This window comes from Novosphingobium sp. HNCC26BN242 (genome assembly GCF_057180525.1).
Window position 1 is genome coordinate 45,906 of the sequence record NZ_JBXUGM010000004.1, and the last position, 13,918, is coordinate 59,823.

14 protein-coding genes are annotated in these 13,918 nt (G+C 60.3%); 11 read left to right on the forward strand and 3 right to left on the reverse strand.

The features are described from left to right. Positions 1-10 precede the first annotated feature (10 nt). From AC2A1F_RS15525 to AC2A1F_RS15555, 7 genes are all read left to right on the forward strand, one after another. A complete protein-coding gene (locus tag AC2A1F_RS15525) occupies positions 11-310 on the forward strand; it encodes an I78 family peptidase inhibitor (RefSeq protein ID WP_484209693.1) in 300 nt (99 codons plus the stop codon). An 84-nt stretch (positions 311-394) separates the two neighbouring features. Then, positions 395-1,537, forward strand: a complete 1,143-nt coding sequence (locus AC2A1F_RS15530; RefSeq protein WP_484209694.1) for an acyl-CoA dehydrogenase family protein — start codon at positions 395-397, stop codon at positions 1,535-1,537. Continuing rightward, positions 1,534-2,619: an enoyl-CoA hydratase/isomerase family protein gene (locus AC2A1F_RS15535; RefSeq protein WP_484209695.1), complete on the forward strand. Its 1,086-nt coding sequence runs from the start codon at positions 1,534-1,536 to the stop codon at positions 2,617-2,619. Before AC2A1F_RS15530 ends, AC2A1F_RS15535 begins: the two co-directional genes overlap by 4 nt. Next, positions 2,616-3,398, forward strand: coding sequence for an enoyl-CoA hydratase-related protein (locus AC2A1F_RS15540; RefSeq protein ID WP_484209696.1), 783 nt, complete (start codon positions 2,616-2,618; stop codon positions 3,396-3,398). The genes AC2A1F_RS15535 and AC2A1F_RS15540 overlap by 4 nt, the downstream gene beginning before the upstream one ends. A 127-nt stretch (positions 3,399-3,525) precedes the next feature. After that, positions 3,526-4,395, forward strand: a complete 870-nt coding sequence (gene mmsB, locus AC2A1F_RS15545; protein WP_484209697.1) for a 3-hydroxyisobutyrate dehydrogenase — start codon at positions 3,526-3,528, stop codon at positions 4,393-4,395. A 173-nt stretch (positions 4,396-4,568) separates the two neighbouring features. After that, positions 4,569-4,913 carry a hypothetical protein gene (locus tag AC2A1F_RS15550; RefSeq protein ID WP_484209698.1) on the forward strand — a complete coding sequence of 115 codons (345 nt, stop codon included), beginning with the start codon at positions 4,569-4,571 and terminating at the stop codon, positions 4,911-4,913. Next, a complete protein-coding gene (locus AC2A1F_RS15555; protein ID WP_484209699.1) occupies positions 4,910-6,430 on the forward strand; it encodes a methyl-accepting chemotaxis protein in 1,521 nt (506 codons plus the stop codon). The genes AC2A1F_RS15550 and AC2A1F_RS15555 overlap by 4 nt, the downstream gene beginning before the upstream one ends. A gap of 53 nt (positions 6,431-6,483) precedes the next feature. On the opposite strand, the gene AC2A1F_RS15560 is transcribed toward AC2A1F_RS15555, so the two are convergent. After that, on the reverse strand, positions 6,484-7,299 hold the full coding sequence (locus tag AC2A1F_RS15560; RefSeq protein WP_484209700.1) for a CHAP domain-containing protein: 816 nt from the start codon (positions 7,297-7,299) through the stop codon (positions 6,484-6,486). Positions 7,300-7,423: 124 nt separating this feature from the next. Here AC2A1F_RS15560 and der point away from each other — a divergent pair, with 124 nt between their 5' ends. Both der and AC2A1F_RS15570 read left to right on the forward strand, forming a co-directional pair. Then, on the forward strand, positions 7,424-8,806 hold the full coding sequence (gene der / locus AC2A1F_RS15565; RefSeq protein ID WP_484209701.1) for a ribosome biogenesis GTPase Der: 1,383 nt from the start codon (positions 7,424-7,426) through the stop codon (positions 8,804-8,806). A gap of 2 nt (positions 8,807-8,808) precedes the next feature. Next, positions 8,809-9,234 carry a DUF983 domain-containing protein gene (locus AC2A1F_RS15570; RefSeq protein WP_484209702.1) on the forward strand — a complete coding sequence of 142 codons (426 nt, stop codon included), beginning with the start codon at positions 8,809-8,811 and terminating at the stop codon, positions 9,232-9,234. Here the strand turns inward: AC2A1F_RS15570 and AC2A1F_RS15575 are convergent. Beyond that, positions 9,231-10,520 (reverse strand): HD-GYP domain-containing protein, encoded by a 1,290-nt coding sequence (locus AC2A1F_RS15575; RefSeq protein WP_484209703.1) that lies wholly within the window; start codon positions 10,518-10,520, stop codon positions 9,231-9,233. The two genes, AC2A1F_RS15570 and AC2A1F_RS15575, sit on opposite strands and share 4 nt — an antisense overlap. Before the next feature lie 93 nt (positions 10,521-10,613). Beyond that, the gene (locus AC2A1F_RS15580; RefSeq protein WP_484209704.1) at positions 10,614-11,648 is read right to left on the reverse strand and encodes an SAM-dependent methyltransferase; all 1,035 of its coding nucleotides are present in this window, start codon (positions 11,646-11,648) and stop codon (positions 10,614-10,616) included. A 154-nt stretch (positions 11,649-11,802) separates the two neighbouring features. On the opposite strand from AC2A1F_RS15580, the gene AC2A1F_RS15585 reads away from it, so the two are divergent. Next, a complete protein-coding gene (locus AC2A1F_RS15585) occupies positions 11,803-13,134 on the forward strand; it encodes an NAD(P)/FAD-dependent oxidoreductase (RefSeq protein WP_484209705.1) in 1,332 nt (443 codons plus the stop codon). A 3-nt stretch (positions 13,135-13,137) separates the two neighbouring features. Then, entirely contained in the window at positions 13,138-13,908 is a 771-nt protein-coding gene (locus AC2A1F_RS15590; RefSeq protein WP_484209706.1) for a DUF1365 domain-containing protein, read from the forward strand. Positions 13,909-13,918: the final 10 nt, after the last annotated feature.

Sequence of the window (13,918 nt, forward strand, 5' to 3'; positions counted from 1 at the left end):
GTATTCCTCAATGAAGCCGTTTCTGATCTGCGCCGCTGCCGCATCGCTCGGGCTTGGGGGCTGCATGGCCCCGGCCCCGGCTGAAGACCTGCCCGCCATGCCTGAAGGCACCTGCAATGCAGAGCCGTTGCAATCGCATATCGGGCACAAGGCCAGTGCCGCCAGCGGGGCAGAGCTGCTGCGGCTGGCGGGTGCCCGGACCTTGCGCTGGGTGCCGCCGCGTTCGGCGGTGACGATGGATTACCGGGCGGACCGGCTGACGGTGAGTTATGATGATACCTACACGATTGTTCGCATTTCCTGCGGATAGGTGCAGGCAGCATGGACGGCGGACCATACCCGCCGTCCAGCAAAACCAAGGGCGCGGTGTAATCCGTGTGACGGGAAGAGAGAGATGACCGACCAGTTTTCGCTGACCGAAGACCAGATCGCCATTCAGGACATGGCGCGGCGCTTTACCGCCGATGCGATCACGCCCTTTGCCGCGCAGTGGGACGAGGAGCATTTGTTCCCGCGCGACACGATCAAGGCCGCAGCGGAACTGGGCTTTGCCGCAATCTATGTTAGCGAGGAATCGGGCGGCATCGGACTTGGCCGGTTGGAAGCAGCGCTGATCATGGAAGCGATGGCCTATGGCTGCCCCACCACCAGCGCGTTCATTTCGATACACAACATGGCCGCGTGGATGATTGACTGCTTCGGCAATGATGATCTGAAGGCGCGCTATCTGCCCGGCCTTGTCAGCATGGACCTGTTTGCCAGCTACTGCCTGACCGAACCAGGCTCTGGCTCTGATGCTGCCGCGCTCAAGACCACCGCCCGGCGCGATGGCGATGATTATGTGCTCAATGGCACCAAGCAGTTCATCTCGGGCGGTGGGGTGAACGATGTCTATGTGGTGATGGTGCGGACGGGCGAGGATGGGCCGAAGGGCATTTCCTGCGTGGTGGTGGACAAGGATACCCCCGGCGTCAGCTTCGGCGCACCCGAACGTAAGCTGGGCTGGAACGCCTCGCCCACAGCGCAAGTGATCTTTGACAATGCACGCGTGCCTGTGGCCAACCGCGTGGGCGAAGAGGGCGATGGCTTTCGATTTGCGATGGCCGGGCTCGATGGCGGACGGCTGAACATCGGTGCCTGCTCGCTCGGCGGGGCGCAGCGCTGCCTTGATGAAGCAGTGCAATACGTCAAGGACCGCCGCCAGTTCGGCAAAGCGATTGCCGAATTCCAGAACACCCAATTCGTGCTGGCCGATATGGCGACCGATCTGGAAGCAGCGCGGGCGCTGCTCTATCTGGCCGCTGCCAAAGTGACGGCCAATGCCCCTGACAAGACGCGGTTTTCCGCGATGGCCAAGAAGCTTTCGACCGACAGCGGATCGTCCATCGTTGATCGCGCGCTGCAAATGTTCGGCGGCTATGGCTACTTGCGCGACTATCCGATTGAGCGGTTCTGGCGTGATCTGCGGGTCCACCGCATCCTTGAAGGCACCAACGAGGTAATGCGCATGATCGTGGGAAGGGACCTGCTGAAGTGAGCGTTCCGAACAGCACTGAAAGCGTCCTGAAGAGCACCAAGGCGCAGGCAGGCATCCTCTCGCTGAACCGACCCAAGGCCTTGCACGCCCTGACGCTGGAAATGGTCCACGCGATGACGGCGGCGCTGTTGGAATGGCGTGATGATCCGGCGGTGGCGGTTGTGATGATCGATCACGCTGCCGCACCGGATGGTGACCCCAAGCTTTCACGCGGTTTTTGCGCAGGCGGCGATATCGCCTTCCTGCGCAATTCGGCGCTGAACGATGGCGGCGCATCGGGGCGCAAGTTTTTCCACGATGAATACCAGCTCAACCACTTGCTGATGACCTATGGCAAGCCCGTGGTGGCGTTCATGGATGGCATCACGATGGGCGGCGGCGTGGGCATTTCTGCGCCGGCAACCTATCGCATTGCCACCGAAAACACCAAGCTGGCGATGCCCGAAACCGGCATCGGCCTGTTCCCCGATGTCGGCGGCGGCTGGTTCCTGTCGCGTTTGCGCGGGCGCATGGGGCAATATCTGGCGCTGACCGGAGCGCGGCTGGATGGTGCGGAATGCCTCTGGGCGGGCCTTGCCACGCATTATCTGCCCTCGGCAAATCTGGCCGAAGCCAAAGCGCGGATTGCCGCTGACCCTGAGAACATTCCCGCAATCCTGCGCGAACTATCGGCGGTGCCGCCCGAACCAAAGATCGCAGCGCACGCTGCCGAGATCGAGCGGCTGTTTGCCGGAAGCCGCTATGAAGATATTCTGGCTGCACTGGCAACCGATGGCTCGGACTTCGCGCAAGAGACGCTGAAAACGCTCCACACCAAGAGCCCGCAGACCTGCAAGGTGGCGCTACGCCAATTGGCCACCAGCCTGACCCTGCCCGATTTTGCCGCGAACATGGCGATGGAATATCGCGTGGGCGCGCGCGTGCTGGTGCTGCCGGACTTTGCCGAAGGTGTGCGCGCTGTCATCATCGACAAGGACCACGCGCCGAAGTGGTCGCCTCTGACGCCTGAGGGCGTGACCGACGATCTGCTCGATGCCATCTTTGCGCCGCTGGGCGCTGCTGACGAATGGAAACCACTATGACGTACGAAACCATCCTCGTCGAACAACAGGGTGCCGTCACCCTGATCACACTCAACCGCCCGCAGGCGCTCAATGCGCTGAATTCACAGGTTTTGGCTGATCTGATCGATGCCTTCGCCACATTCGAAGCAGATGCCTCGCAGCGCTGCGCGGTGCTGACCGGATCGGGCGAGAAGGCCTTTGCCGCAGGGGCGGACATCAAGGAAATGGCCGACAAACCGGCGGCCGATTTCTTCAACGAGGACTTCTTTGCAAAGTGGACCAGCCACTTGGTCAAGACTACGCGCAAGCCTTGGATTGCGGCGGTCAATGGCTTTGCACTGGGCGGCGGGTGCGAACTGGCGATGATGGCCGATTTCATCATCGCGTCTGACACGGCCAAGTTCGGCCAGCCCGAAATCAAGCTGGGCGTGGCTCCCGGCATGGGCGGATCGCAGCGCCTGACCCGCGCGGTGGGCAAAGCCAAGGCGATGGACATGTGCCTGACCGGGCGCATGATGGACGCCGCCGAGGCTGAACGCTCGGGCCTTGTCAGCCGCGTGGTACCGCTTGCCGACCTTATGGCCGAAGCGCTGAAAACCGCGACTGCCATTGCCGCGATGCCGCCGATGGCCGCTGTCGCCAACAAGGAAATGGTCAATGCAGCGTTCGAAACGACGCTGGACCAGGGCCTGCTGTTCGAACGCCGCCTGTTCCAGGTGCTGACCGCCACCGAGGACAAGGCTGAGGGCATGAAGGCCTTTGTCGAGAAGCGCCCGGGAGTGTGGAAGGGGCGGTAAGTCAACCAAGTCCCCCTCCCGCCTGCGGGAGGGGTTAGGGGAGGGCATGTTGGCCCTCGGTAGCAATCTTCCGTTCGGGAACAGGCCCTCCCCCGGCCCCTCCCGCAGGCGGGAGGGGAGATTCAACATGAAAATCGCATTCATCGGCCTTGGCAATATGGGCGGCGGCATGGCCGCAAATCTGGTGAAGGCCGGACACGATGTCCACGCCTTCGACCTTGCAGAAGCCGCGCTCGCCCGTGCGCAGGAGAACGGCTGCACCACTTACACTTCGGTGAAGGAAGCGGTTCAGGGCGCAGACGCGGTCGTTTCGATGCTCCCAAACGGGGCCATCGTGAAGTCCGTCTATGCCGCCGATGTGATCGGACACGCGCCCGCAACGGCACTCCTTCTCGATTGCTCCACCATTGACGTTGCCACCGCGCGCGAAGTGGCCTCAACAGCCGACGCTGCGGGTTATGCGATGGTCGATGCGCCGGTTTCAGGCGGCATAGCGGCGGCCAATGGCGGCACGCTCACGTTCATGGTCGGCGGCGCGCCGGATGCTTTCGCGCGCGCCGAACTGATCCTTGCGTCGATGGGCAAGGCGGTGATCCATGCCGGTGCCAGCGGTGCGGGACAGGCGGCCAAGATCTGCAACAACATGCTGCTCGGCGCATCAATGGTCGCCACGTGCGAGACCTTTGCCATGGCCGAAAAGCTCGGGCTGGACCTGCAGACCTTCTTCGACATCTCATCCAAGGCATCGGGCCAGTGCTGGTCGATGACATCGTACTGTCCGGTCCCCGGCGTTGGCCCGCAGACGCCTGCGGACAATGACTATCAGGGCGGCTTTGCCACCGCGCTGATGCTCAAGGATCTGAAGCTGGCCATGGCAGCGGCGCAGGACGCCGGCGCAAATGTGCCAATGGGTGCGCGGGCTGAAGAACTTTATGCTGCCTTTGCCGATGCCGGGAACGCAGGTCTGGATTTTTCGGCGATCATCAAGTCGCTCTAATAAGTGTTCGCAAAACACCGTTGACGACCCGACGCGCCTTACAACGCCCGACAGAAGAACCACAGCGCTATGGGAATACCCTTAGCGCAAGGGGGCCGATTTTTTGGTGCTGCACGGATATTTGATGCCTTTCCCAGTTTGGTAATTGGTATCAACATGAAAAGACCGATCCATTGAAGCCTGCAACCTTACCTGTTGTTCAGGCGGTACTCGGTATGGTCGTGCTTGTTATGGCCACACTTGCGCCTCGCGCTGGTCAACCCGTCCTGCTCGTGCCGCTGAACCAGCAGGATGCGACAAGCCTGTCAGCTTTGTCAGCGCACGGTCTTGCGCTGGTGGGCCCCGGTCGGTTGTCGCGCACGCTGGTCGTTTATCATGCTGAAAAATTTCCGGTATCGGCCGTTCTTCATCTGGGATTTCTTCCCTTGGCAGCCCCGGCTGTCTTGTGCGGCCAACCAACTAGACTTGGCCAAAGCGCTCTCAACACTTTGGGCATTCACAATTGGACAAGGCAATGAATGATCTGAAGGCATTCCGGCAAAATGGCCTTGGGCTTATCGCATGCGTAGCGTGGCTGTGCAGTGCCATCATCCTTCTGGATTGGTTTATCTCAGGCGGCAGCTTCCTGACTGTCGGCCTTGCGTTGATCATCAGCGTGTTTCCAACGATTGCCTTTGCCCGCAAGCTTTCCGACCCGCTCACGCGCATTGTCCTTGGCGGCACGATGCCCTTGTATTGCGCGATCCTGTTGATGCAGTGGTCGGGCCGTGCGTGGCAGGTGGACTTGCACATGGCCTTCTTTGCGATGATCGCCATCCTGGCGATCTTCGCAGATTGGCGGCCAGTGCTGGCAGCGGCAGCGGTTACAGCGGTGCATCACTTGCTGCTCAATTTCCTTGCCCCCTCGCTGGTTTTCTCGGGCGCATCGGACCTTGGCAGAGTGCTGCTCCATGCCTTCATTGTGGTTATGGAAACCGCCGTGCTCGTGCTGATGACCCAGCGCATGGAAGCGCTGATCGTTGCGCAAATGGCAGCAGAGCAGACCAAGGCGGAACTTGAAAAGGCCGCACAGGCCGAGCGGGACAAGCGCGACGCGGAACAGCGCATGATCGTCCAGAATCTTGCCGCGGGGCTGAATGCTCTGGCCTCAGGCGATCTCGAATGTGCGATTTCGCAGCCCTTCCCGCAGGGATTCGATGCCTTGCGCAGGGATTTCAACAACACGATCGGCACTTTGCGGCAGCTTGTTCTGGAGGTTTCAAACACGTCACGGCAAATCGAAGGCGGGGTTAGCGAGATCTATCAAGCCGCTGCCGATCTGGCACGAAGGACCGAAACTGATGCTGCTGCGCTCGAACGCGCGACACAAGTCATCACCCAGCTTACCGCATCGGCTCATACAACGGCGGCACATGCCAACGCGGTGCAGGAGGCACTAGGCGAATCGCAGCAGCGCGCTGCGCATGGCACAGAAACCGTGACCCGCGCGATGACCAGTGTGCAAAAGATCGAACAATCCGCCAACGAAATCTCAAAAATCGTCGTACTGATCGATGGGATTGCGTTCCAAACCAATCTTCTCGCGCTGAACGCCGGTGTAGAGGCAGCGCGGGCCGGTGAATCTGGTAAGGGCTTTGCCGTGGTGGCAACTGAAGTGCGCGCATTGGCGCAACGCACCACGGATGCTGCACGGAACATCAAGACACTGATCGAATCCTCCAACGCGCAAGTGAGCGAGGGTGTGGAATACGTGACGCAAGCCGAGACGGTTCTGCACGAAATGCTAGCAGACGTATCCCAAGTAGGGACGCGGGTTTCAGACATTGCCGATGCCGCCAATACCACCGCAACAGCCTTGACCGGTTTTCAGGATGCGTTTGGCGCGATTGACAAATCCACTCAGCAAAATGCCGCCATGGTCGAGGAAAGCAACGCCGCCCTGCATTCGCTTTCGACAGAAGCAGGTGCGCTGCTGAAGACGCTGGAGCACTTTTCGATGAAGCGGGACGTGCCGCAGATGCGTGCTGCTGCCTAAATTAAAAGGACTGAACTGAACTGAACTGAGCTCAGCTTCTGGTCAGGAAAGCGTCAGCGGGTCTTAGCGGCGATGATGCGGCCAATCGGATCGTCCGACATGGCCTGACGAGACGCTGACGCTTGGACCGATGCGGATTTCCGCGGCGTTGTTCCAGACGAGCTATAGTTGGTCGCAAGGTGCCGCCGCGCTGGCGCTGTCTTCGTATCCACCTCGGGCCGGATACCTTTCAGAAAGTCTGCACCGACCAACGCTTTGAGGGATTTGGGGGCTTCGGCGGCTTTGGCTTTAGCCGATGCTGGGGCCGAGGCAGGTTTGGCTGCCAGCAGCGTGAAGCCATTCTGGCGGCCTGGCTTGTCAGGATAGATGAACCCGTTCACCGGCCATGCCGTTGTGCCCAGATTGCCGATGGGCGCATACCACACGCGCACTTGTGACCAATCGTTGCGTTCGGACACATCCACCGCGCGCACATCGTCTTCGATTTGCCCGCGTCGCCCATCAATCGGCGACCAGTTGGCGTGGCGCAAAAGCACGGTGCGCGAATCGATGATCCGGCTGACCGCTGCCACGTGGCCCAGAACCATCCGGCCAGTGGGGGCAAAACTCATCACCGCACCGGGCTTTGGCTTGCGCCCCTTGGCATAACGCCCTTCGGCCTGTTCCCACCAAGTCAGCGCATCGCCATAGATCTGGATGCCGCTGATTTGCCGCGCATAGGGCACGCATTGCAAATAAGGCATTTGATCGTGCGCATCATCCGAAATGGCCGAATACCGCGCAGAATCACGAAACTCTGCAGCATTGCCGTCTGCCACTGGCATGGCCAATACGCCCAACACGGCGATGGAGCAAAAGCGGGTTCTCATACCCTGCGTTTTGCATTGCTTTGGTTATAGCGTAGCTTCGATCCTTGGTTAACGCAGGCCTAATCAATCACCCTGACTTAAACCGCCCCTTGCGTTCATGCGCAGGAACAGCCACGGGAGGCCCATGCGTCCTCAAGTCATCATTATCGGTCGCCCCAACGTCGGCAAATCCACGCTGTTTAATCGGTTGGTGGGCAAAAAGCTTGCGCTGGTGGACGATCAGCCCGGCGTCACACGCGATCGCCGCTTTGGCGAAGCGTCGCTGCTCGGCCTTGATTTCACCATCGTCGACACCGCAGGCTGGGAAGATCTCGATCCTGAAACGCTGCCCGGCCGCATGCGCAAGCAGACCGAAGCTTCGCTGGTCGGCGCTGACGTTGCACTATTCGTGATCGACGCACGTGCAGGCGTCACTCCGCTTGACGAGGAAATCGCCCGCTATCTCAGGTCCAGCCGTGTGCCCATCGTGCTGATGGCCAACAAGGCCGAAGGCCGTCAAGGCGACCCGGGCATTTATGACGCCTTTGCGCTGGGCTTTGGTGAGCCGGTGGCGTTCTCTGCCGAACATGGACAGGGCCTTGCCGACCTGTTCGAAGCGCTGCGCCCGCATTTGGAGCCCAAGCAGGCCGAAGTGGATGAAGACGCCGAAGCCGAAGAGGACGAGGAGGAGTTTGATCCCGAATCCGTTTTGAAACTGGCCATCGTCGGGCGTCCAAACGCGGGCAAATCAACCCTGATCAATCGCCTGCTTGGCGAAGACCGCCTGCTGACCGGCCCGGAAGCGGGCATTACCCGCGATTCCATCGCGATTGACTGGCAGTGGTTCGACCCGGAGCGCGAAGGCTATCGCCCGGTTCGCCTGATTGACACCGCAGGCATGCGCAAGAAGGCGCAAGTAGTTGAAAAGTTAGAGAAGATGTCGGTTGCCGATGCGCGCCACGCCATCGATTTTGCCGAAGTTGTCGTGCTGATGCTCGATGCAACCCGCGGGCTGGAACATCAGGATCTGAAAATCGCCTCGATGGTGCTCGAAGAAGGTCGCGCGCTGATGATCGCCATCAACAAGTGGGACATTGCCGAAGACCCTTCGGGCTTGTTCCAAGGCATCCGTGCCGCCTTGGAAGACGGCCTTGCGCAAGTGCGCGGCGTGCCACTGCTGGCGATCTCGGGCCGCACGGGCAAAGGATTGGACGATCTGTTGAAGGCCGCGTTCGAAATCCGCGCCGCATGGTCAAAGCGTGTGGCCACCGCAGCGCTCAACCGCTGGTTCGATGATGCGCTGGCCGCCAATCCGCCGCCTGCTCCGGGTGGCCGCCGCATCAAGCTGCGTTACATCACGCAGGCCAAGACACGGCCTCCAGGTTTCATCCTGTTTGGCACCCGGCTCGATCAATTGCCCGAAAGCTACCGGCGCTATCTGATCAACAGCATTCGCCGCGAATTGGGCTTTGATGCGGTGCCGATCCGCATGACACTGCGCAGCCCCAAAAATCCCTTCGCGAAATAGCCATGCCCAACCTCGCCCTGCCTCTCAACCGCGCATCGCTTCCCCAAGGAACTGGCGCGGCCCTGTGGCGCGGGGTGCGGGGCAAGTGCCCGCGCTGTGGCGGCACGCATCTCTTCGCCAAGTTTCTGAAGCCGGTCGATCGCTGCGGGATATGCGGCCAGAACTGGACGCTGCACGGTGCCGATGATTTCCCACCCTATATCGCAATCATCCTGACCGGGCACATCATGGCTCCGGTGATCATCGAACTGGGCCTCAATTCTACCCTGCCCGCCTGGGCGATGATGCTGATCGTCGCATCGCTGGCGCTGGTGCTGATTGGCAGCATCCTGCAGCCGGCCAAGGGCGGCGTGATCGCGCTGCAATGGTGGCTGGGGCTTAACGGCTTTGCCAGCAAGGCCGGGCGCGACGAGGCTGCTCAGCTCTAACCGGCTTCCTTACAGGCAGCGGCCAGCAAGCTTTCGCGCAGTTTTGCAATATCGGGCAGATCAAGCCCGGTCAGGTCGGCCACGCCATCGATCGCGTCTTCGCCATAGCAATGGGCCAGCGCAATGTTCTCTCCTTTCAGACGCTTGTCTTGCGGGAGAGACCAGAACGTGCGGACAGTGGGCAGGTGCGTATCAACAGGGTCCTCGTCCACCACCATCGCCAGACGTTGCGAACGCAGCCGCACGAAAGCGCCGATGGGGTAAATTCCCACGGTTTCGATAAAGCGTTCAACCAGCGTCGCATCGAACTTTTCGGGCTGATCGCGCAGCTGCTGAATGGCGTCAGCCGGATCAAGGCGCTGCGCCGGATTACCGCCAGAAATCAGCGTGTCGTACGTGTCACAGATCGCGGCCATACGGCCCAGAAGATCGATGACCGGCCCGGTCAATTGCTGCGGATAGCCGCTGCCATCAAGCCGCTCATGATGATGAAGTACGGCGCGCAGCACTTCATCGGGAATGTCGCCAGCAGCTTTCAGGAACGAATAGCCGTGCAGCACATGCTGTTCGCGCAAATCCTTGCGCAGCAGCGTGTAATCGCCACCAACTGTGGCAAGATCGACAGGAAGCTGCCCTGCCCCCACATCCATAAGCAACCCTGCCATACCCGCATCGCGAACTTCGCCAGGAGAAAATTTCAGATGCGTGGCAAGCGCGATCATCAGCGCGCTGACAGCCAGAGAATGGCGATAGAGAGGTTCGCTATCGCTCTGGCACCGCAGCAACCCGTTGAAAGCATATAGATTGCGCTGGACCGAGGCATAGACCGTGTCGAGCATTGGTTCGACACCATGGGCGCGTATGGCCTTTCCCAGACGCATTTCGATGAAAGTGCGGCTCACCACCTTAAGCGCATCACCGGCGGTGCGCTTCGCCCGGCCAAATTCGCGAGCAATTGGCATGGTCGGCGCAGGTCGGGCAAAGCCGATCCGTTGAGGAACAGGGGCCAGAGCCGTGCGCGCGCTTCGTCCAAAGGCAGCAGGCGGGCGAGGCGTGGCAGCTGTTTCGACATTTTCTGCCGCCATTGCGGGCAGGCCTGCCGTATCCTTGCCCCGCGCAGTATCAATAACAACCGCACCCACTGCGCTGGCCTTCAACGCTTCCAGCATGCCGGGATCTTCAAGCAGGAAGCGGCTCTTCCAGAAGGGGTGGCTGAACCAGCTCCCTTCCAGCTTGTGGATGAACATTCCCAGTTCGATTTCTTCGGTATCTACACGCTTGAGCATGGCAGGTCCGCAAATGGCATGCGGCCTGTCCTAGGGTATCAGGACAAACCGAATGCAGCCCAAGCGATCAGGATAAGTACCTATCGAACCTGTTTAACCGTGATTTGACGCCGGTTTGAGCAACCAGTGGCTGACACCCCAATCACGCCCGCCATTGTTTCCAAACAGGCCTGCTGTGGCCAGATAGAACAGGCGCCAGCGCCGCATCCACAGGGCGGTATCTTCTCCATAGACGCCTTGCAGCACTGGCCTGATATCGTCGGCCCGGGCATCGAACAGCGCCAACCAGTCTAACGCGGTTCTCTCGTAATGCGTGCCGTCCCAGCGCCAGGCATGCTCCAGCGTGAACAGGTCATCGAACTGCCCGATCAGTCCATGGCTAGGCATCACGCCGCCGGTGAAGAAATATTGCGCAATCCAGCTGGACTTGTCAGCTAGGTCGAATCGGTAGGGGTAGCGTTCATGGCTGAACACATGGAGAAAAAGCCTGCCATCCGGCCTCAACCAGTCCTGCACCCGCCCCAGCAATTCTCGCCAGTTAGCCATGTGTTCGAACATTTCAACCGATACAACACGGTCGAAACGTCCTTCGGGCTGGAACCCGTTCATGTCGGCGGTCAGAACCGTCAGGTTTGTCAGGCCTCGCGCCGCAGCCATGGCGCGGATGTGATCCCCTTGAGGGCGCGAATTTGACACAGACGTGATTCGTGCGTTCGGGAATTGCGCCGCCATATACAGGCTGAGCGATCCCCAGCCGCAGCCAAGCTCCAGAATGTCCTGACCGTCTGCCAGCGCAGCGTGGACCACCGTTTCTGCCAAGGCGGCGAGCTCTGCCTGCTCCAGCGTTTCGGTGCCGGTTGGATAGAGACAGCAGGAGTATTTGGCGTTCGGCCCAAGGCTCAGTTCAAAAAAGCGTGGGGGAAGTTCGTAGTGCTGCTGGTTTGCAGCATCCGTATGCTCCGCCACCGGGCGCTGCGCCATCCACGCAGCAAAAGCCGCATCTGTGGGCTGGGTGTGGTGGATCTGACGACGGCGCTGGTTGCACATGATGTCAACGCCCAGACGGGTCAGGGCATCGGGTAAAGGCAGGCGCTCGACGAGCGCGGCGGCAGAAGCAAAGAGGTTCATGCGACGTACCAAGTCATAGGGATCGAAACCGTGTCAATGTGTCAGCACGGGAACGCACAACAATGGTCGGGGAAAGACTAAGGGCTTTACAAGACGTATGTTGGCACTCGCTTGATGGCTGCTATACGACGGTTTGATGGGGGTTTCTGGGTTTATGAGCAGCGGACAAGCGCTGGATATTGCTGTGGTGGGAAGCGGGATATCGGGTCTGTCCGCCGCATGGCTGCTATCGCAGGGCCACAGGGTTACCGTATTCGAAGCGGACGACAGATTGGGCGGACACAGCAATACGGTCCTGGCCGATGGCATTCCTGTAGATACCGGTTTCATTGTCTTCAATGAAAAGACCTATCCCAATCTCACCGCGCTGCTCAGGCATCTGGATGTGCCAACGCGGGAAACGGTGATGAGCTTTGCTGTATCGCTCGATCGCGGAAAGCTGGAGTATTCCGGGGACCTGCGTGGCCTGTTTGCGCAGCGGCGCAACCTTGTGTCACCACGCTTTTGGTCAATGCTGCGCGATGTAGCCCGGTTCTACAAAGCGGCTCCACGCGATCTGCCGGTACTGGGCCAGTTGGGCCTGGGCGATTATCTTGATGGGCTGGGCTGCGGCGCGGCATTTCGCGATGATCATCTTTATCCCATGGCGGCGGCAATCTGGTCGACACCAGTAAAGGACATACCGCATCACCCGGCCGCGGCCTTCATTCGCTTCTTCGAAAACCATGGGCTGCTGCAATTCCGCGAACGCCCGAAATGGCGCACGGTTGAAGGTGGAAGTCGCGAATATGTGAAGCGAATCAGCGCAGCCTTTGCTGATCGGGTGCGGCTGTCCTCACCCGTGCGGCAGATCCGCCGCACCGGCACGACGGTTGAACTTGATGCAGGCGGCGGATGGGAGCGGTTCGATCACGTTGTCATCGCCACCCACGCCGATCAGGCATTGGGCATGCTGGCAGATCCCGATGCACTGGAAACCCGCCTGCTTGGCGCTTTTCCCTATCGCCGCAATGAAGCCGTGCTGCACAGCGATCCCGCGCTAATGCCGCGGCGGCGCAAAGTCTGGTCGGCCTGGAACTATGCAGCGCAGCGGGGTGAAAGCGTGCACCAACTGTCGGTCACTTACTGGATGAACCGGCTGCAGCACCTGCCGACGCAGCGCGATCTGTTCGTGACCTTGAACCCCTTGGTCGAACCCGACCCTGAACTGGTGTACCGGCGCGATATCTATCATCATCCGGTGTTTGATGCGCAGGCAGGTGCAGCTCAGAGCCGTTTGTGGGCACTTCAGGGCAGTCGCAACACATGGTTCTGCGGCGCGTGGTTTGGCGCTGGTTTCCATGAAGACGGACTGCAGGCAGGCCTTGCGGTGGCAGAGCAACTGGGCGGCTTGCGCCGTCCCTGGCAGGTCGCAAATGAATCCGGGCGAATTTACGTAACCCATAATTCCGGGCCGATCGATCAACGCATATCAGAGCCTGCCTGAACTGTGGAGCACGCGCTCTATCATGGCGATGTGTTGCATCGGAGATTGCGGCCGGCACGGCACCGCTTGCGCTACCGCGTGTTCCACCTGCTGCTCGATATTGACAGGATCGACGAACTGGCCGCGCGGTTGCGGCTGTTTTCGCACAACCGCTTTAACTTGTTTGCATTTCACGATGCCGATCACGGCGACATACGGCAGTCTGGCAGCACAAACTTGCGTGCCCATGCGGAAAGCCTTCTTCGCGCAGCGGGTATAGACCCGGATGGCGGGCCGATCCGGTTGCTGACAATGCCGCGCCTTCTGGGATACGCGTTCAATCCGCTCAACACCTGGTTCTGCCATGGCATGGACGGCGCATTGCGCGCGGTGATTTATGAAGTGTCCAATACCTTTGGCGAGCGGCACAATTACGTGATCCCAGCCCGAGACGGCGCACCGACGCTGCACCAGTTCGCGCCCAAAAGCTTTCACGTCTCACCATTCCTGCCCATGACCATGGACTATGCGTTCCGGGTTTTACCGCCTGGAGAAAGGCTGGCACTTGGCATCACGGTTTCGGACGTTGAAGGGCCGATCCTTGCAGCGATCCATACCGCGCGCAAGGCTCCGCTGACCGACCGCAGCCTTTTGAAAACCGCCCTCACCTACCCGCTGGCAACGCTCAAGGTTACAGCAGGCATTCATTGGGAAGCGCTGAAGCTTTGGCGCAAGCGGGTCCCTTTATTTCGCAAGCCGCCAGCTCCGGTGGAAACACTGACTGTCGGGCGTTAGCGAAACTTCC

What these genes read in the sequence shown, in the direction of transcription:
- AC2A1F_RS15525 (WP_484209693.1), top strand. Translation starts at nt 11, where the DNA reads ATGAAGCCGTTTCTGATCTGCGCCGCTGCCGCATCGCTCGGGCTTGGG.
- AC2A1F_RS15530 (WP_484209694.1), top strand. Translation starts at nt 395, where the DNA reads ATGACCGACCAGTTTTCGCTGACCGAAGACCAGATCGCCATTCAGGAC.
- AC2A1F_RS15540 (WP_484209696.1), top strand. Translation starts at nt 2,616, where the DNA reads ATGACGTACGAAACCATCCTCGTCGAACAACAGGGTGCCGTCACCCTG.
- mmsB (WP_484209697.1), top strand. Translation starts at nt 3,526, where the DNA reads ATGAAAATCGCATTCATCGGCCTTGGCAATATGGGCGGCGGCATGGCC.
- AC2A1F_RS15555 (WP_484209699.1), top strand. Translation starts at nt 4,910, where the DNA reads ATGAATGATCTGAAGGCATTCCGGCAAAATGGCCTTGGGCTTATCGCA.
- AC2A1F_RS15560 (WP_484209700.1), bottom strand. Translation starts at nt 7,299, where the DNA reads ATGAGAACCCGCTTTTGCTCCATCGCCGTGTTGGGCGTATTGGCCATG.
- der (WP_484209701.1), top strand. Translation starts at nt 7,424, where the DNA reads ATGCGTCCTCAAGTCATCATTATCGGTCGCCCCAACGTCGGCAAATCC.
- AC2A1F_RS15570 (WP_484209702.1), top strand. Translation starts at nt 8,809, where the DNA reads ATGCCCAACCTCGCCCTGCCTCTCAACCGCGCATCGCTTCCCCAAGGA.
- AC2A1F_RS15575 (WP_484209703.1), bottom strand. Translation starts at nt 10,520, where the DNA reads ATGCTCAAGCGTGTAGATACCGAAGAAATCGAACTGGGAATGTTCATC.
- AC2A1F_RS15580 (WP_484209704.1), bottom strand. Translation starts at nt 11,648, where the DNA reads ATGAACCTCTTTGCTTCTGCCGCCGCGCTCGTCGAGCGCCTGCCTTTA.
- AC2A1F_RS15585 (WP_484209705.1), top strand. Translation starts at nt 11,803, where the DNA reads ATGAGCAGCGGACAAGCGCTGGATATTGCTGTGGTGGGAAGCGGGATA.